The following is an 18,233-nucleotide window of genomic DNA, read 5'->3' on the forward strand; positions in this document are numbered from 1 at the left end:
CACGGCGGAAAACGGCGCCACGCTCGTCATCCCGGGTAGCCACAAGTGGGACGACGAGCGCATGCCGACGCAGGAGGAAGCCATTCCCGCGACCATGTCGGCCGGCGATGCGCTGTTCTTCATCGGCCGGCCGGGCGAGGACGATCCGCTCGACGGCGCCCTGTTCCACACCGTCACGCTCACCCATTTCCAGTACCGCGTGCTCGCGCCGGCCGGCTGGAAGGAGCGCGTGCAGCGCGCACACGACTGGCGCGCGCTTGCCACGCTGCCGTGGATCTGGACGCCGCCGGCGTCCGCGCACCACCGGCTGCTGTCGCGGCGCTTCGCGGAGGCCGGCGCGCAGCCGCTCAAGGTGGCCGAGGTCGACCAGGAGCAGTCGATGCTCGATCTCGTCAAATCGGGGATCGGATTGACGCTTGCGCGCGACTCGACCGCGCTGGCCGAAGCGCACGCGCATGCGCTGACGATCGTCGAGCCCGTGACGGTGCCGACCGAACTGACGTTCGTGACGCTCGCCGAGCGGCGCGACGAACCGGCGATCGCGGCGGCGCTGCGGCTGATCGAAGCGCAGTGGGCGATATGAGTGCTGCTGATAGCGCCGGGGCTGGCCGCGCACCGGGCGTCAACGCCCGACAGGTCGCCGGTCGGCAGCCGGCGACCGTACGGGCCATCACGCGTGCGTGAATGGGGAAATCACGGGACCGAGCCTCCCGGCCGCGGCGTGTCGCCGCGTCCCGCCGGTCGTCACGCCACCTTCGCGGGCTTTTTGCTAGATTGTGCGTTCGCACACCGCGAGACCCCGATTGAAGGAGACCCGCATGGCCCGCAACATCGAGATCAAAGCCCGCGCCCGCGAATTCGACCAGCTGCGCGAACAGGCGGCCAGGCTCGCGACCGAAGCGCCGCTGTTCTATCGCCAGCAGGATTTCTTCTATGACGTGCCGCGCGGCCGGCTCAAGCTGCGCCGCTTCGAGGATGGCACGCCGGCCGAACTGATCTTCTACCAGCGCGACGACCGCGACGGCCCGAAGGCGTCGTACTACACGCGCAGCCCGGTGACGAACCCCGACGCGATGCACGCGCTGCTCGCCACCGCGCTGACCACACGCGGCATCGTGACGAAGGAACGGCACGTGTACCTCGCGGGCCGCACGCGCATCCACCTCGACCGCGTCGACGGTCTCGGCGATTTCATCGAACTGGAAGTCGTGCTCGGCCCCGATGACGACGAAGCCGGCGGCGAAGCCGAAGCACACGACGTGTTCGCGAAGCTCGGCGTGTCGCAGGATGACCTCGTCGCCGTCGCGTATGTCGACCTGCTGAACGCCGACACGCCGCACGAAGCGGCCTGATCCGGCCCTGCCCCGAGGCGGCGCAACCCGCGCCGCCTTCACCCTTGCCGCCGCGCGGTGGCCGCGTCAGGCGGCGCCGGGCGCCAGATGCGCCAGTGGCAGCGCGCCGTTGCGCTTGAAGGTCGTCAGCACGATGTTCGAGCGCACGCTGTCGACACCCGGCACGCGCATCAGCTTCTTCATCACGAACTGCGACAGCGCGTTCAGGTCGGGCGCGACGATCCGCAGCAGGTAGTCGGCATCGCCCACCACCGCATGGCATTCGAGTACCTCGGGCAGCACGTCGATCTGCTGCTGGAACTGCTCGATGATCGAGTCGCCGTGGTGCTTGAGCTTGAGGCTCGTGAACGCGGTGACGCCGAGCCCGAGTTTTTCGGGGCGCAACATCACGCGGTAGCCTTCGATCACGCCGGCCGCCTCGAGCCGCTGCAGCCGCCGGCCGATCTGCGACGGCGACAGCGGCACCTCCTCGCCGAGCTGCTGATGCGTCGCGCGGCCGAAGCGCTGCAGCACGTCCAGCAGCGCGAGATCGAAGTGATCGAGTTCCAGCATGAGCATTCTCCGCATTAATTCGTTATTTAATGCGCGATTATCGCATCATCAAGCGAATCAACGCCAACTATGCGCCCATTCCGCGCGCAGCCCGCTCTACACTTGCATGGTTCCCAACCGCCACGTGCAGAGCCAGATCATGTCCACCGTCGTCACCGCGAAACTGCAGGAGCAGTTCGATGCGGGCCTCGAAACCCGCGCCGATTTCACCATCGACCAGCCGCTCGCGCGTTACGGCCAGGTCGACCACGCGGTGTGGAAGCAGCTCTATGCACGCCAGTCGGCGCTGCTGCGCGGGCGCGCCTGCGACGCGTTCGTCGCGGGGCTCGGGAAGATCGACCTGCCGGCCGATCGCGTGCCGTCGTTCGCCGACGTGAACCGCCAGTTGAAGCCGGCAACGGGCTGGCAGATCGTCGCGGTGCCGGGCCTCGTGCCCGACCGCGTGTTCTTCGAGCATCTCGCGAACCGGCGCTTCCCCGTCACCTGGTGGATGCGCCGTCCCGACCAGCTCGACTACCTGCAGGAACCCGACTGCTTCCACGACCTGTTCGGCCACGTGCCGCTGCTGATCGATCCGGTGTTCGCCGACTACATGCAGGCGTACGGCCGCACCGCGCTCGCGGTCGCCGACGATGAAGCGGCGCTGGCGCGCCTCGCGCGGCTCTACTGGTATACGGTGGAATTCGGGCTGATCCGCGATGCGCGCGGCACGAACGGGCTGTCGATCTATGGCGCCGGGATCGTGTCGAGCAAGGGCGAAAGCCTGTACAGCCTCGAAAGCGCGGCGCCGAACCGGCTCGGCTTCAACCTCGAGCGCGTGATGCGCACGAAGTACCGGATCGACACGTTCCAGAAGACCTACTTCGTGATCGACGATTTCGCGCAGCTGTTCGCGCTCGCCGACGTCGACGGCCGTGCACTGGCCGACCGGCTGGCGGCGCTGCCCGAATTCGCGGCCGGCGCGGTGCTCGAGACCGATCGCGTGCTGCATCGCGGCACGGGCGACGGCTGGCCCGACGACGCGGACGCGTGACGCTCGAGGGGGCCGGAACCAGCCTCTGCCGGCCTCCCGATCGCCTTCCCCGGATACCCGTCGCCGGTCGCCCGTCCCCGGATGCCCGTCGCCGGATGGCCGTCCCACAACTATGAAACAATGACCGATGCCGGCTTCGCCGCGCGGCGCAGCCGCGCGCGGGCGCCGTTACCGACCGAGAGGTGCAAGATGATCCACAAGCTCACATCAGAAGAACGCAAGACCCGGCTCGAAGGCCTGCCGCTCTGGACGGCCGTACCGGGCCGCGATGCGATCCAGCGCAGCCTGCGCTTCGCCGATTTCAACGAAGCATTCGGCTTCATGACGCGCGTCGCGATCAAGGCGCAGGAAATGAACCACCATCCGGAATGGTTCAACGTGTACAACCGCGTCGACATCACGCTGTCGACCCACGATGCCGACGGCCTGACCGATCGCGACATCGAACTGGCGCTGTTCATCGACCGTGCCGGCGCGCACGCGCAACCGGCCGCCTGAGGCCTTCCTCTACCGCCGCGCGTCTTTCGATGCGCGGCGCGTCAACTTTTCATTTCGATGAACGTTTTCTAGGATGTAGTCAGCGAAAGCCTTCAGCTTTCCAAGCCATCCTTAAGGCGCACGTAAGTCTCGTACGCATTCCGTGCCTTGGGGTCCAATCCTTCCAGTTGTAGCGCGCTTTCGCGCTGTACAATCAGCAGCGCATACGGCTTGGAGAGCGCGCTGGCCTCTTCGCAGAGTTTGAGTTCGTCGCCGCTCGACGGCGAGCGGGCGCGCCAGAAATTGATCGCGGCTTCTAGGTCGTTGATCGAAATATCGGACATGTTTGGATTTAATCGTTCGCTGGCCGCCATGCTTGATGTCAGGTGTTGCGGCGCCCCTGTGGAAACGGCGTCGTGCTGTCCGCGTGCCTGAACCGCCAACCCATTGTACTTGAGCGAACTTCATGCGACTCCTTCTGATCGAAGACGACCGCCCCATCGCACGCGGTATCCAGAGCAGCCTCGAGCAGGCTGGCTTCACCGTCGACATGGTGCATGACGGCATCTTTGCCGAACAGGCGCTGGCACAGAACCGCCACGAACTCGTGATCCTCGACCTCGGCCTGCCGGGCATCGACGGGATGACGCTGCTCACGCGCTTCCGCCAGACCAACCGCCACACGCCCGTCATCGTGCTGACCGCACGCGACGAGCTGAACGACCGGATCCAGGGCCTGAACTCCGGCGCCGACGACTACATGCTCAAGCCGTTCGAGCCGGCCGAGCTCGAAGCGCGCATCCGCGCAGTGATGCGCCGCAGCGGCCCGCACAGCGACATGCCGCGTCCGGAAGTGTCGCTCGGCGGCGTCCGCCTGTCGGGCGTCGACCGCCGCATCTTCAACGACGACAAGCCGCTCGAACTGTCGCCGCGTGAATTCGCGGTGCTCGAGATGCTGCTGCTGCGTCACGGCCGCGTCGTCAGCAAGGCCCAGCTGCAGGATCACCTCACGCACTTCGGCGGCGATCTCGGCGACACCGCGATCGAAGTCTACGTCCACCGCGTGCGCAAGAAACTCGAGCAGTGCCGTGTCGAAATCGTCACGGTGCGCGGCTTCGGCTACCTGCTGCAGGAAATCCGCCAGACGGCGAGCGTCTGAGCGGCACCGCACGCCGGGCGGCCGCGTGCCGCCCGCGTGTGCGCGCTGCTCCGCGTCGCCGCCCGGCGCACGACCGCGCCGCTCCTAGTGAGCGGCGCTTATCCATTTGCCCGTCGAAATGTCTCCTGATCCGGCTGTGACCACCAGCCTGCGCCGCTCGCTGCTTCGGCGCCTCGCCGCCCCGCTGTCGATGCTCGCGCTGATGAGCGGCCTGATCGCCTACTGGCTCGCGTGGCAATACACGCAGCACGTGATCGACCGCTCGCTCGCCGATCTCGCGACCGCCATCTCCAAACAGATCCAGATCGCCGGCCCCGACGCGCCGTTCACGGTGCCGCCGCTCGCGCAGGCGATGTTCTCCGATCCCGCCGAAGCACTGATCTACCGGATCAGCGACGGCGAACAGGAACTCGCCGGCGATCCGAAGCTGCCGCTGCAGGGGATCAACGTGCGCCGCATGCATCACGCGTACGTGTTCGAGGCCGAATACGACAACCGCGCGGTGCGGGTGGCGCAGGTGCGCGTCGACGACGTCGAAGGCGGCAAGCCGATGGTCGTCGAGGTCGCGCAGCCGGTGCGGCACCGCTACCGGATCGCGGCCGAATTCCTCGTCGCGATCATGATGCCACTGCTGCTGCTGCTGCTCGCGGGCTGGGGCATCGTGTGGCGCGTCGTGAACCAGCAGCTCGGCCCGCTCACGCACCTGGCCGATTCGCTGAACCGGCAGACCCACACGTCGCTGGAACCCGTCGACGAAACCGAGGTGCCGCTGGAAATCCGGCCGCTGACGAGCGCGATGAACGCGCTGCTCGGCCGCCTGAAGACCGCGCTCGACGCGCAGCGCAAGTTCATCGCCGATGCCGCACACCAGTTGCGCACGCCGCTCACGGCCGTGAAGCTGCACGCGGAGCAGGCAGCCGTCGCGCGCGACCCGCACCAGACCTTCGCCGCGGTGCGCGAACTGCGCGCGGCCGCCGACCGCGCGGTGCGGCTGTCCAACCAGTTGCTGTCACTCGCCCGGGCGGAGCCAGGCGAACAGGCCGCGCGATTCGTCGACGTCGACCTCGCGGCGATGGCGTTCGAGACGGGTGCCGAGTGGGTGCCGCGCGCGCTTGCGTCGCACGTCGACCTCGGCTTCCAGCGCACCGACGATCCGGGTGACGACGAGAAGCTGGTCGTGCGCGGCAACCCCGTGCTGCTGCGCGAGGTGATCGCGAACCTGCTCGACAATGCGCTGAAGTACGTGCCGCTCGCGCGGCCGGACGGCGCACGGATCACGGTGAACGTCGCGCGCGGCGCGCTCGAGGACGGCCAGCCGGCCGCCGAGATCGTCGTCGAGGACAACGGCCCCGGCGTGCCCGCCAATCAGCAGGCCGACCTGTTCAAGCGCTTCTTCCGCGGCGACGCGCAAAGCGGCAACGGCGTCGAGACGGGTGCCGGGCTCGGCCTCGCGATCGTGCACGACATCATCGCGATGCACGGCGGCACCGTCTCGTACGAAGATGCATCGGAAGGCGGCTCGCGCTTCGTGGTGAGGGTGCCGCTGGTCGCGCGCACCGAGAAGCCGGCCAGCGAAACACCGGCCGCCGCGTCGACGCACTAAGGAACTGAGGCACTGAGGGACTCGCGGCGGGCGGCCGCTGATCGGGCCGCGCGCCGGATGAGGAGGCGGAAAGCACGGCTGCACGATGCGGCAGCCATCCGCTGAAACGACAGCGGCAGCGCACGATGCGCCGCCGCCTGCATCACTTCTTGCTTTTCTTGTCCTTCGACCGGGACTCGGACTTGCCGTCCTTCTTGTCCTTCTTCTTCTTCTTGCCGCCCTCGTCGGACGTCGCGAGCAGCGTGCCGCGGCACGACGCCGCGCCGCAATGGCACGCGTACTCGCGCTTGAGCGTCTTCGTCAGCTTCGCGTCGATCACGAGGCCGTAGTCGTAGAACAGTTCCTCTTCCGGCCCGATGTCGCGCAGCGCGTGGATGTACACGCGGCCTTTGACTTCCTCGGCTTCGCAGTTCGGCGCGCACGAGTGATTGATCCAGCGCGCGCTGTTGCCGTCGATCTTGCCGTCGATCACCCCGCCCTCGTCCAGTGCGAAGTAGAACGTATGGTTCGGTTCGCTCGGGTCGTGCGGGTGGCGGCGCAGCGCCTCCTTCCACGAAATTCGTTCGCCCTTGTATTCCACTACGCGCTCGCCGGCCTTGATCGGCGCCACGGCGAACACGCCCTTGCCGTGTACTCCCGAGCGGCGCACCGCGATCCTGCGTGAACTCATCGAACGAATCCTTGTGAAGACGACTTGAATGGAAGACGACCGTGGTCACGGCCTGGCGTCGCGCAAAACGAAAACGCGGCACCGGTGGGTGCCGCGTCGGGGCATGCGGCGAATCACCCGCATCCTACACGTTCACGATTGCTTCGTTCAACATCACACGCAATATTGCGCGCGCGGTGCTCAACGCTGGCCGAATGCGATGTCGCCGAACAACGCCTTGTGCTCGCGCGGCTGCGAGCGCCAGTATTGCGGCGGCGCCGTCACCTGCGCGCCGAGCTCGGCCGCCGCATGCCACGGCCAGCGCGGGTCGTACAGCATCGCACGCGCCATCGCGACGAAATCGGCATCGCCGGCCTCGATGAGCCGGTTCGCATGCGCGGGCTCGTTGATCAGGCCGACGGCGATCGTCGGCATGCCGACCGCGCGCTTCACCGCCTGCGCGAACGGCACCTGGTAGCCGGGCGACAGCGGAATCTTCTGCAGCGGCGACACGCCGCCAGACGACACGTCGATCCAGTCGCAGCCGCGGCGCTTCAGTTCGTGCGCGAACGCGATCGTATCGTCGAGCTCCCAGCCGCCTTCGACCCAGTCGGTCGCGGACACGCGCACACCGACCGGCCGGTCTTCCGGAAACGCCGCGCGCACGATCTCGAAGATCTCGAGCGGAAAGCGCATGCGGTTTTCGAGCGAGCCGCCGTATTCGTCGGTGCGCTGGTTCGCGAGCGGCGACAGGAACTGATGCAGCAGGTAGCCGTGGGCCGCGTGCACCTCGATCGCGTCGATGCCGAGCCGTGCGGCCCGCTTCGCCGACGCCGCGAACGCTTCGCGGATCCGGTTCAGGCCCGCGGCATCCAGTGCGAGCGGCGGCGTCTCGCCATCCTTGTGCGGCACGGCCGATGGCGCATGCGGCAACCAGCCGCCGTCGGCGACGGACACGAGCTGACCGCCCTGCCACGGCACGTTGCTCGACGCCTTGCGCCCCGCATGCGACAACTGCATCGCGATGCGGACCGGCGAATGCTTGCGGATCGCGGCCAGCACCGGCTTCAACGCGGCTTCGGTCGCGTCGTCCCAGAGGCCGAGGTCGCCATGCGTGATACGCCCGTCGGGTTCCACCGCGGTCGCCTCGATGCAGAGCAGCCCCGCGCCCGACAGCGCGAGATGGCCGAGGTGAATCATGTGCCAGTCGGTCGCTTCACCGCGTTCGGCTGAATACTGGCACATCGGGGAGATCACGATCCGGTTCGGAAGGGTCACGCCACGCAGCGTGAACGGGGAAAACAGCGCAGTCATGGAAGCCGCTCGCCAGGAAGGGAAAGAGCGAACGAGCGTAGCACGCAGGCGGCCAGCGTGCAGATGGCGCGTCCGGCAGTAAGCGGATGGTCAGGTACGGCGCGCGGCAGGTGGCCGGCAATGGAGAAAAGGCGGCGCATACGGCGATGCGCCGGCCTGCAACGCATGCGGGCCGGGCATCCTGTTCGCGGCAAGCGGCGGCGCCGCTGGCGGCGTCAGAGTCCGACGCTGTCGAGCCACTCCGCGAACATGCGTCGCGCCGCCGCCTCGAGCGCGGGGCCGTGCTGCGCGGTATCGGCGCGCAACTGGCACGCGTCGATGCCCGGCGTCGCCGTGATTTCGCCGGCGTTCGCGATCAGCCACGGTTCGAAACGGTCGGTGCGGATTTCCGGATGGCATTGCAGCGCCAGCACGTGCTGGCCCCATGCGAACGCCTGGTGACGGCAGGCCGGGGTCGAGGCAAGATGAATCGCCCCGCCCGGCAGGTCGAACGTGTCGCCATGCCAGTGCAGCATCGACGTCGCCGCACCATCGAGATGGCGCAGCGGCGATGCGCGACCGGCATCGGTGAGCGTCAGCGGCGTCCAGCCGAGTTCGTGCTGGGCAGCCGGATAGACGCGCGCCCCGAGCGCCCGGGCGATGAACTGCGAACCGAGACAGATCCCGAGGATCGGCAACCCGGCGTCGATGCGCTTGCGCACGAGCGCCGCGAGCGGCGCGATCGTCGGATACTGCGCATCGTCGTACACGCTGAGCGGCCCGCCGAGCACGACGAGCAGCGACGGCTCGAGCACGTCGAGCACCTCGACCCGCGACGACCCGACGTCGACGTAGCGCACCCGCCGGCCTCGTTCGCCGAGCACCTGCTCGAAGCTCCCGAGATCCTCGAAATGCACGTGGCGGATCGCCACGACTTCAGCGTTCATCATCGGCCTCCCGGTCGATCGACGGACGTCAGCCGGCGAAAATCTTCCAGGTCTTCTTCTGCGTCGCCGCGTCGGCCTCTTCCTGCACCGAGCAGTCGAGACGCAGATCGCTGTCGGACATCGAGATGTCGAGCGCCGCGCAATGATGCACGGTCTTCTTCGACAGCTTGCCCGGCTGGAAGTGAGCGCACGTCAAGCACATGCGCTGCGGCGGCGTCGCACCGGCCACCTGCAGTTCGCGCAGCGTCTTCAGCAGCGCGCGATACAGTGCGCCCTGCTCGTCCGCGCCGAGCTTGCCGACCGCTTTCGTCAGGAATTCAGGCCATTGCAGCGCCTTCTTCGCGGCCGTCCGGCCACGGGCCGACAGGCGCACGGCCAGTGCGCGGCCGTCGTCCAGCGCACGGCGCTTCTCGACGAGACCCTTCGTTTCGAGCGTGCTCACCGCATCGCTCGTGGTCGCCGCGGTCAGCTGCGTCTCGCGCGCGATCTCGCCGAGCCGCATCGGGCCCTTGCGCTGCAGCAGCAGCACGAGAATCTCGCCCTGCGTCGGCGTGAGGCCTGCGCCTTCCGCCCAATCCCATGCCTGGCTTCGCATGGCCGTACTCAACCGCAGCAGGCTGTGGGTCACACGTCCCGAAGCCTGATTCCCGTAAACGCCTTCGCTCATAGTCTTTTCGCTTTGCCGCCGCCCGGTTTGCCGAGCGGCCGTAGTGTGGAGATCGAATGTCTATCTCAAAACAGACATGCTCTTGCGAGTATGTCAGCACGGCCGTCGCGAGGGCACACGCGGCGGTCGCGTTCGCGGCGACCGGTAAGACACTCGACGTTCCGGTGTCCGCAAAGCCGACATTCTAAGCGAGAGCGGAAAATCGCACAGCTAAGTTATCCCCTTCATTCTGTGGAAAATCACTGGATAACCAAGATTTTTCGTTGTGCCAGCAATGTCGAACGACCGCCAAACGGTGCGCAAGGGCATTTTCCTGTTCGGATCGGCCATCGGGTCCACCGCAATGATCCACCGGGTTATCCCGTGCACAGATCGTTGACTTTGCAGCGGAATATCCGGTTATCCACAGATTTTCGGGACAACCGGCAACGATTTCGGCGGCAATCGGGGCCGCCGGCCGTTCAGTGAATCGCGACTCGGTCGACCCCGTAATCTGCAAAACATTTTTTCACTCGCGCCAACGTAAGCACTGCTGGCGGACCGTCTCATTGAGCGATTTTTCCTGTTTGAAAACGGTTCTCAACCACGATGCGTCGTTCACGCGCGCCTTCGCGAGCGCGCCGATCTCGTCGAGCGCCGCGCGCGAACCGAGCGCGGCCGCATGCGGCGCGATCCGGTCGAGCGTGTCGAGGATGTCTTCGGCGATCGTGCGGCGCTCACCCGTCTGAGGATTCACGCAGGTGCCCTCGAGCCCGAAGCGGCACGCCTCGAAACGGTTGAACGTGTACACGAGGTAGTCGTCCTCGGACAGCTTCAGCGGCCGGTCGGTCAGCAGGTAGCGCGCGAGCGTCTGGATGTAGCAGGCGATCGCCGCCGCGCGGTCGACCGACAGCGGCGTGTCCATCACGCGCACCTCGATCGTCCCGTAGCCGGGCTTCGGCCGGATGTCCCAGTAGAAGTCCTTCATCGAGTTGACGACGCCGGTGTTCACCATCTTCGTGAAGTACTCCTCGAAGCTGTCCCAGGTCAGCACGAACGGCGCGCGGCCCGACAGCGGGAACGCGAACACCGAATTCAGGCGTGCCGAATGGAAGCCGGTGTCGACGTTCTGCACGAACGGCGACGACGCGGACAGCGCGATGAAGTGCGGAATGAAGCGCGACATCGAGTGCAGCAGGAACAGCGCGCTGTCGGGATCGGGGCAGCCGATGTGCACGTGCTGGCCGAACACGGTGAACTGCTTGGCGAGATAGCCGTACAGCTCGGAGATGTACTGGAAGCGCGGCGCATCGTAGATCTGCCGGTCGCTCCATTGCTGGAACGCATGCGTGCCGCCGCCGGCCAGCCCGACGTTGAGCTGGTCGGCCGCCTTCACGAGCACGTCGCGGATCGCATGCAGCTCGCTCACCGCCTGCTCGTGCGAATGGCAGATGCCGGTCGACAGCTCGATCATGCTCTCGGTGATTTCCGGCGTGATGTTGCCCGGGAAGGTCTCGCCCTGGATCAGGCGCATCAGGTCGGAGGCCGCTTTGGTCAGGTCGTAGTTGTGCGTGTTGACGACCTGGATCTCCAGTTCGACGCCGAACGTAAACGGCTCGGAATTGACGAAGGTTTCGAGTGCCATGGCAGGTTCCGGAATCAGTTGCCGTCGCTGCGTTCACCGACCGCCGACAGGCAGCGGTACACGATGAACGGGCTGACGAGCTGCAGGATCACGATCGTGCACATCACGATCGCGCGCAGGTGCGGGTCGAAATTCGGATAGAGCTGGTAGGTGTCGTCGACGAGCAGGTACGACAGCGCGGACATCGGCGTGAGCGCGATGCCGAGCGCGACGCCCTGCTTCATGCCGATGCCGCTCGGCTTCGCGAACGCGACGACGCCGGCCAGCTTCGCGACGAGCCGCGTGACGATCAGCACGATCGCGAGCAGCCCGCCGAGCGCGATGTCGCCCCACGTGAACGACGTGAGCGTGAGCACGAACAGCGTCACCGTCAGCAGCCAGCCGGCCGTGCCGAAGTGCTCGGGCCACAGTTGCGGGCGCGCCTCGAGGTTCTTCACGATGATGCCGGCGAGCAGCAGGGTGAGCAGCGTCGACAGCTTCAGGGCCTGGGCGACGGCGATCGCGAGCATCACGAGCCCGAACAACGCGACGAACGAATGCTCGTCGCGCATCGTCGCGGTCATGTGGCGGAACAGGTAGTTGCACGAACGCGCGACGACATACGCGACGATGAACGAACCCGCGAGCAGGTAGAGCGGCTGCAGGATCGTCGCGAACACGTTGCCGTACGCTTCCTGGTGGAGCCAGCTCGTCACGAGCTTGGTCAGCACGATCGCATAGACGCTGTTGAGCGCTGTGAGCGTGATGAGGCGTTGCGACACCTGCCCTTCCGCGCGCAGTTCGGTCTTCAGCTGGATCACCATCGACGGCGACGTCGCGATCGCGATCGCCGACAGCACCAGCGCGACCATCCCCGACACACCGAGCGCGAGCATCACGAACAGCACCAGCACGAACGTCAGCGTCGCTTCGGCGAGGCTCGACGCGACGAGCCACGGATTGCGCCGGATCCAGCGCAGGTCGAGACGGCTGCCGAGCTCGAACAGCAAGAGGCCGAGCGCGACGTCGATCAGCAACCGGGACGTTTCGTCGGTGCTTGCATCGATCACGCCGAATCCGAACGACCCGGCGATGAGACCGATCACCGCATAGCCGGTGATGCGAGGCAGACGCCATGCGCGATAGCAAAGCTCGCCACACAGGCCGGCCGCGAACAACGCGAGCCCGGCCCAGAACACGGCATCCGGCGTAAGCGGCCAGTTGGGCAGGAATGAGAACGCCGACTTCATCGTGGTGACTTCTCCTTTGGAAGCGACCGCCAGCGACACGGGGTCAAGCGTCAGAAATGGATGCGCGCCGGCTGGGTATCGCCCCGAATGTGATTGTTGTGTCGACGACGGCGGGACATGGGATCCGCCTTTTCCACCACAGGGCGGAAAGTCGTTCAGGTTGCCGATCTGGATTGTCGGCCTGGTGTGTGAACGGACTGCGCAGTCTCGATGATTCAGATTCGAAATCGTGCCGACCGTTCCATTGAAGCATGTCCGGCGCCTGGCCGGATGAACGCGAAGGAAACCGATTGTGCCACAGCTTTTTCGGTCTGGAACCCATTGAATCGACTCGCGGCGCTGTGCGGCACCGCAGGTCTTTGGTTTCAAAGGTTTACTTGTATATATACGTAGTAGAAGTTAACAAAGGACGCACAGTTCTGTGGATAACTTCGGTTTACGTCGACAGATCAAGGCGTTGCAGAACCCATAACCCGTTGCACAGACTGTTCGTGCACAGAGGTTTGAGTTGAGCAACTTTCGGGCCGCCTCACAGCTGTGCCGAGTTGCCCAGTTTACGTCCACTGTGATTACACACGAAGTGCGCGTGGATTTCGCGCGGTTATCCACAGCGTCGAGTGGATAACCTTGCGCGAAAAAGTCGGGAAGCTGTGAGCGGCTCGGGTGAGCGGTCAGCCGGCCTGGCCGACGCGGCGCGCGCGCAACGCGCGGATCAGGAAGCGTGCAGGGTCGACGGCATCGGCAAGTTCGCGCTCGAGCGGCCAAGGCTCGCCTTCGAGTTGCGACGCGATCAGTTCGGCGCCGAGCGCCGCCCATACGAGGCCGCGCGAGCCGAAGCCGAATGCGCCGTAGAGCCCGGGCATGCGCGGCAGGTCGCGTGCCTGCGCACCGCTCAGCGCGCGGGCATTGGCGATGGCGCCTGCTTCGTCCGCGAGCGGGCCGAGCAGCGGCAGGCGGTCGCCGACGACCCAGCGGAACGCAACGCGGCCGCGCAGTGTGTCGGGATCCGGCAGGTCGCCGATCAGGCCCGGCAGCAGATGTCGTACGCGCTCGATGTTTTCGAGGTGGCCGGCTGCACGCATCGCGGGATCGACGTCGTCGGGTTCGAACGTCGCGCCGATCAGCAGCGTGCCGTCGTCGAGCGGCACCGCGTAACCGTCGCCGATCGTCGGGCACGGCAGCGATGCCGTGCCGCCGGCCGGCAGCAACGTGAGCTGGCCGCGCACCGGTTGCAGCGCGACATGGTGCAGCCCGGCGAGCCGCGCGGCGTCGCCGGCATTCGCGAGCACGACGACGGGCGCTTCTGCCAGCGTGTTGCCCGCATCGTCGAGTGCATGCCATGCGTCGCCCCGCCGTTCGAGCTTGGCAACGCGGGTGGGCGCGAGCAAGCGCACGCGCTCGCCGGCCGCCGCAAATTGGGCCGCGCACAGGCCGGCCGGCCAGACGGCGCCGCCGTGCGGAAACAGCAGGCCGCCCTGCGCGACCGGCAGGTTCAGATGCGCGCGCGCGGCTTCGACGTCGAGCAGCGAGACATAGTCGGACGGCGCACCGAACGCATCGAATGCCTCGCGCATCCGCTCGAAGTCGCCGGCCGATTCGGCGAGATGGATCATCCCGTGCGTGCTGCGCGCGAATGCGTGACCTGCGCGTTCGAGTGCCCGCCAGCGTGCGAGCGCGTGCAGGAAGCCGCCGCGCGTGAGCCGGCTCGCGACGTTGTCGTCACGTGTCATCAGCGGATGGAATACACCGGCCGGATTGCCCGACGCGTCGCTCGCGATCCGGTCGTGCCGCTCGATCAGCGTGATTTCCCAGCCGCGCGCGGCCAGGCGTTCGACGACCGCGCAGCCCGCCAGCCCCGCGCCGATCACGATCGCACGGCGCGTCGCAACGGGCAGTGCGAGCGGCGGCTCGTGCCGGCGCGCGCGCCAGCGTGGCGCATATTCGCCGACGAGCAGATCGTCGACCTCGCGATACGTGAAACCCGATTTGTCGAGGGCGTGTTTCAACGCGTCAGAACTCGCATGCGCTGCAAAGGTGGCGCGTTCTCCGGCGATTTTCGACAGCGCGCGAACCACGTCGGCCGATTGGAGATCCGCGTCGCTCGATGACGCGAAGTGGTCGAGACAGAACGCGTCGGCGCGCGCGACGATCTTCCCCAACATGTCGATCGCATCGCCGAACGCCAGCGTGAGCACCACGCGCCCTTCGTCGAATTCGAGCCGATGAAGGCCCGGCACGCGCATCGGCCACGCGTCGGCAAGGGCATCGACATCCGCCGATATGGTTGTGTCCACAACGATATGCGAAGCGGCGCGGCGCAGGTCGTCGCGTGAGAACGGATGCGGTTCGACTGCGACGAAATGCAGCCGCTCGCAGCGCGCGGGATCGTCGCGCCAGGCGGCCCAGGCCGCGAGGAAGCTGCCGCCCGCGCCGAATCCGGTCGCCACGATCGTGAACGTGCGGCGGCCCTGCCAGCGCGCCGGCAGCCCGTTGCCCGCGACGAACACGCGATGCGCGAGCGCGCCGGATGCGCCGCGATGGAGATCGCCGAACTCGGGCGAGACGAGCGTGCGGTCGTCGCGGCGCGCGAGCGTGGCGGGAACAAGTCGGTCGGTCATGCGAAACAAAAAACGTGGCAGCCAAGCCTGGCAAGGGATTGCGCGGGGCCGTCCGACCGGTCGTTGGAAAAAGCCAACGGCGCGGCGCACGGGCGGACCGCGCTGCGTATCCTGTCCGGTTGGCGCTGGTCAAAAAACGGGCAGTCGATGATTCATTCGGCGAAATACCGATGAAAATCTTTGAAACCCTTGTCGTTATTGGGTTTGCGCTGCGCTATCATAGCAACGCCGTACCGCGGGGTGGCCACCGGCTCACCGGAGGGCGCGTCGCGCGGGCCAGGATTCGGCGCTGTGTCGTCGGAGTCTGACTCTCGACGGCACGGTTCGCGCACGTATAATCGGCGCGTTCGCGCTGTTCGTGTCAACCTAACCTGATAAAGGAACCTTAATGAACAAACAGGAACTGATCGACGCCGTCGCCGCCCAAACGGGCGCCAGCAAGGCTCAAACCGGCGAAACGCTGGACACGCTGCTCGAAGTCATCAAGAAGGCCGTGTCGAAGGGTGATGCGGTTCAGCTGATCGGCTTCGGCAGCTTCGGTTCGGGCAAGCGCGCAGCACGTACGGGCCGCAACCCGAAGACCGGCGAAACCATCAAGATCCCGGCAGCCAAGACGGTCAAGTTCACGGCTGGCAAGGCGTTCAAGGACGCCGTCAACAAGCGTTAAACCAGCGCCTGTTCCAAGAAAAACCCGCCTTTCGGCGGGTTTTTTGTTGGGCGCGCGCAGCATTTTCGCCACAGTCCGCGCCCCTCTTGCAAGATTTAACGGTTGTTTTTACAACGCGTTACGCGTGCACGATCTGCGTGTCGCCGTGATCGTCGTCGTCGTGCGAATCGACATCCCACGCCGGGAACGGATCGTCGAACGTGTGCCATCCGGCCGCGCCGAGCGCGAATTCCGCATCGGTCAGCAGGCACGCATCGAGCTTCTCGCGCCATGCATCCGCGTCGAGCGCGATACCGATCAGCACGAGTTCCTGCCGGCGATCGCCCACTGTGCGATCGTCGATGTCGCCGTGCCATTCGGCGCGGATTTCACCGAGCAGCTCGTCGTCGTCCGGCCATTCGGCGCGATCCTGCGCCGCCCACCAAAGCCCCGCCGGGCCATGCCGGCATACGCCGCCCGCCTGCGACAGCGAACCCGCGATGTCGTTGCGCGTCGCGAGCCAGAAGAAGCCCTTGCTGCGCAGCACGCCCGGCCACTCCTGATGCAGCAGCGCCCAGAGTCGCGCCGGATGAAACGGCCGGCGCGCGCGGTAAACAAAATTGCCGATCCCGAATTCGTCGGCTTCGCCGTGCACGTGCGCATGATGTTCGTCATGGCAGTCGGGGTCGTCGCAATGCGTGTGATCGTGATCGAGCGACGCGAGCCAGCCCGGAGCGTTCGCGGCCTCGTCGAAATCGAAGCGGCCCGTGTTCAGCACTTCATCGAGCGGCACGTTGCCGAACGTCGACACGACCTGGTGCGCGCGCGGATTGAGTCGCGCGAGGATGTGCTGCAGGCGGGCAAGGTCGTCCGCGGCGACGAGGTCGGCCTTGTTGATCACCAGCACGTCGCAGAATTCGATCTGCTCGATCAGCAGCTCGACGAGCGTGCGGTCGTCCTCTTCCGATGCGGCGATGCCGCGCGTCGCGAGCGCATCGTCCGAGCCGTAGTCGCGCAGGAAGTTGTACGCGTCGACCACGGTGACGAGCGTGTCGAGCCGCGCGATGGTCGACAGCGACGTGCCGTCATCGTCGACGAACGTGAAGGTTTCGGCGATCGGCATCGGCTCCGCGATGCCGGTCGATTCGATCATGATCGCGTCGAAGCGGCCTTCGGATGCGAGCGTGCGGATCTCGACGAGCAGGTCGTCGCGCAGCGTGCAGCAGATGCAGCCGTTCGACATCTCGACGAGGCGCTCCTCGACGTGCGACAGCGCCTGCGCGTCGCGCACGAGCGACGCATCGATGTTGACCGCCGCGAGATCGTTGACGATCACGGCGACTTTCAGGCCCGCGCGGTTCGCGAGGACGTGATTGAGCAGCGTGGTCTTGCCGGCGCCGAGGAAGCCGGACAGCACGGTGACGGGCAACGGCTGGTTCATTGCCGGATTCATAGCGATATGCACCAACGGAAAAATTGAAAAAGCGGCCGCGACGCCCTTCCGGGGCGCGATCGTCCCGCGGACGGGCGAAATTGCGGCGTGAGATCCGCATTGTGCATCAAACGCGCGCCGGCCGGCCGGTACGGCATCAGGCCGCGCTGCGGCGCGGCGTCACTGCACGGGCGGCAGCAGCTTCCACTGCGTCAGGATGCCGGCGATCTGCCGTGCATACTTGTCGCGCAGCGACGGGGTTTCCGAATGATAGGCGCCGACCGCCTGCCACGTGTTGCCGTAACGGTTCATCTTCTGCTTGAGATGCCACGCGGCGATATAGACGTTCTTGCACGGCTCCATCAGCGTGTCGCGGCCGATTCCATAGCGCGACAGCGTGGGCAGGTGGATCGAATTGATCTGCATCAGGCCGTAGTCGACCGAGCCGTTCGTGTTCTTGTTCAGCGCGCCGGGCCGGTTGCGCGATTCCTGCCACGCGATCGCGCGCAGGATCAGCGGATTGACCTGCTGATATTTAGCGGCCTCGTCGAAACAGTCCGCGCGAGCGTTCGCGCTGGCGAAATACCCGCCTGCGGCGATCAACACGATCGAAACGAACCGTCTGTTCATGGTGCGAAATCGACAAGAAAATGCGTGAGGGTCGGGAAAACCCGTGCCTGTTATTCGTGCGACGAGAATCGTGCCGCCCGTATCATACCGACAGTCCGTCAGCTTGCGACAGTCAGGAATACGGCCGCCCGGTTATACCGCATTTCCGTGTCGGTTCATCGTGAAACGGGAGCGATGGCCGCATGCCGAGAATAATGCCGAATCTTACAGATTGCATACGGTTCGCCGGATACATGTCGTATGTGAGACAGTCCTCGGATCAATGTGATATTTCGGACATGAAAAACTGCTAATGTCGCCTCTTTCGGACTTGGATCCCAGC

The 18,233-nt window shown here is 66.1% G+C and carries 18 protein-coding genes; 7 read left to right on the plus strand and 11 right to left on the minus strand.

All coding sequences use genetic code 11. The features are described 5' to 3' along the window. Together G3N98_RS26165 and G3N98_RS26170 are read left to right on the plus strand one after the other, a co-directional pair. Positions 1–583: LysR family transcriptional regulator substrate-binding protein (locus tag G3N98_RS26165; protein ID WP_206149618.1), on the plus strand; the 583-nt coding region annotated here is incomplete at its 5' end. 235 nt (positions 584–818) lie between these two features. Next, positions 819–1,352 (plus strand): class IV adenylate cyclase, encoded by a 534-nt coding sequence (locus tag G3N98_RS26170; protein WP_069246759.1) that lies wholly within the window; start codon positions 819–821, stop codon positions 1,350–1,352. A 66-nt stretch (positions 1,353–1,418) separates the two neighbouring features. On the opposite strand, the gene G3N98_RS26175 is transcribed toward G3N98_RS26170, so the two are convergent. Further along, a complete protein-coding gene (locus tag G3N98_RS26175; RefSeq protein ID WP_006408082.1) occupies positions 1,419–1,904 on the minus strand; it encodes an Lrp/AsnC family transcriptional regulator in 486 nt (161 codons plus the stop codon). A gap of 139 nt (positions 1,905–2,043) precedes the next feature. Here G3N98_RS26175 and phhA point away from each other — a divergent pair, with 139 nt between their 5' ends. Continuing rightward, on the plus strand, positions 2,044–2,937 hold the full coding sequence (phhA, locus tag G3N98_RS26180) for a phenylalanine 4-monooxygenase (protein ID WP_241026087.1): 894 nt from the start codon (positions 2,044–2,046) through the stop codon (positions 2,935–2,937). A gap of 189 nt (positions 2,938–3,126) precedes the next feature. Continuing rightward, the gene (locus G3N98_RS26185; RefSeq protein ID WP_089424290.1) at positions 3,127–3,435 is read left to right on the plus strand and encodes a 4a-hydroxytetrahydrobiopterin dehydratase; all 309 of its coding nucleotides are present in this window, start codon (positions 3,127–3,129) and stop codon (positions 3,433–3,435) included. 92 nt (positions 3,436–3,527) lie between these two features. Here the strand turns inward: G3N98_RS26185 and G3N98_RS26190 are convergent, their stop codons facing one another. Continuing rightward, entirely contained in the window at positions 3,528–3,758 is a 231-nt protein-coding gene (locus G3N98_RS26190; RefSeq protein ID WP_039351485.1) for a DUF3717 domain-containing protein, read from the minus strand. A 122-nt stretch (positions 3,759–3,880) separates the two neighbouring features. Between G3N98_RS26190 and G3N98_RS26195 the strand changes: the two genes are divergently transcribed. Both G3N98_RS26195 and G3N98_RS26200 read left to right on the plus strand, forming a co-directional pair. Continuing rightward, on the plus strand, positions 3,881–4,573 hold the full coding sequence (locus G3N98_RS26195) for a response regulator transcription factor (RefSeq protein WP_006401494.1): 693 nt from the start codon (positions 3,881–3,883) through the stop codon (positions 4,571–4,573). 118 nt (positions 4,574–4,691) lie between these two features. Further along, on the plus strand, positions 4,692–6,176 hold the full coding sequence (locus tag G3N98_RS26200; RefSeq protein WP_122473440.1) for a sensor histidine kinase: 1,485 nt from the start codon (positions 4,692–4,694) through the stop codon (positions 6,174–6,176). A 142-nt stretch (positions 6,177–6,318) separates the two neighbouring features. On the opposite strand, the gene G3N98_RS26205 is transcribed toward G3N98_RS26200, so the two are convergent. The 7 genes from G3N98_RS26205 to mnmC form a co-directional block, all read right to left on the minus strand. Continuing rightward, on the minus strand, positions 6,319–6,846 hold the full coding sequence (locus G3N98_RS26205) for an SET domain-containing protein-lysine N-methyltransferase (RefSeq protein ID WP_206149621.1): 528 nt from the start codon (positions 6,844–6,846) through the stop codon (positions 6,319–6,321). 180 nt (positions 6,847–7,026) lie between these two features. Next, positions 7,027–8,139, minus strand: coding sequence for an NADH:flavin oxidoreductase/NADH oxidase (locus G3N98_RS26210; protein WP_089493803.1), 1,113 nt, complete (start codon positions 8,137–8,139; stop codon positions 7,027–7,029). Between the two features lie 215 nt (positions 8,140–8,354). Then, positions 8,355–9,065: a glutamine amidotransferase gene (locus G3N98_RS26215; protein ID WP_175237698.1), complete on the minus strand. Its 711-nt coding sequence runs from the start codon at positions 9,063–9,065 to the stop codon at positions 8,355–8,357. A 28-nt stretch (positions 9,066–9,093) separates the two neighbouring features. Continuing rightward, positions 9,094–9,732: a MarR family winged helix-turn-helix transcriptional regulator gene (locus G3N98_RS26220; RefSeq protein WP_027788730.1), complete on the minus strand. Its 639-nt coding sequence runs from the start codon at positions 9,730–9,732 to the stop codon at positions 9,094–9,096. Positions 9,733–10,240: 508 nt separating this feature from the next. Next, the gene (locus tag G3N98_RS26225; protein WP_006490006.1) at positions 10,241–11,356 is read right to left on the minus strand and encodes a YbdK family carboxylate-amine ligase; all 1,116 of its coding nucleotides are present in this window, start codon (positions 11,354–11,356) and stop codon (positions 10,241–10,243) included. Positions 11,357–11,370: 14 nt separating this feature from the next. Then, positions 11,371–12,585, minus strand: a complete 1,215-nt coding sequence (locus G3N98_RS26230; protein ID WP_089424132.1) for a cation:proton antiporter — start codon at positions 12,583–12,585, stop codon at positions 11,371–11,373. 671 nt (positions 12,586–13,256) lie between these two features. Beyond that, entirely contained in the window at positions 13,257–15,203 is a 1,947-nt protein-coding gene (gene mnmC, locus G3N98_RS26235) for a bifunctional tRNA (5-methylaminomethyl-2-thiouridine)(34)-methyltransferase MnmD/FAD-dependent 5-carboxymethylaminomethyl-2-thiouridine(34) oxidoreductase MnmC (protein WP_206149623.1), read from the minus strand. Positions 15,204–15,591: 388 nt separating this feature from the next. Between mnmC and G3N98_RS26240 the strand changes: the two genes are divergently transcribed. Beyond that, positions 15,592–15,870, plus strand: a complete 279-nt coding sequence (locus G3N98_RS26240; protein WP_006401505.1) for an HU family DNA-binding protein — start codon at positions 15,592–15,594, stop codon at positions 15,868–15,870. A gap of 118 nt (positions 15,871–15,988) precedes the next feature. Here the strand turns inward: G3N98_RS26240 and G3N98_RS26245 are convergent, their stop codons facing one another. Together G3N98_RS26245 and G3N98_RS26250 are read right to left on the minus strand one after the other, a co-directional pair. Next, positions 15,989–17,302, minus strand: coding sequence for a GTP-binding protein (locus G3N98_RS26245; protein ID WP_206149624.1), 1,314 nt, complete (start codon positions 17,300–17,302; stop codon positions 15,989–15,991). 159 nt (positions 17,303–17,461) lie between these two features. Continuing rightward, positions 17,462–17,911 (minus strand): lytic transglycosylase domain-containing protein, encoded by a 450-nt coding sequence (locus tag G3N98_RS26250; RefSeq protein ID WP_069246751.1) that lies wholly within the window; start codon positions 17,909–17,911, stop codon positions 17,462–17,464. Between the last annotated feature and the right edge of the window lie 322 nt (positions 17,912–18,233).

Source organism: Burkholderia sp. Tr-20390, assembly GCF_017104595.1.
GTDB lineage: Bacteria > Pseudomonadota > Gammaproteobacteria > Burkholderiales > Burkholderiaceae > Burkholderia.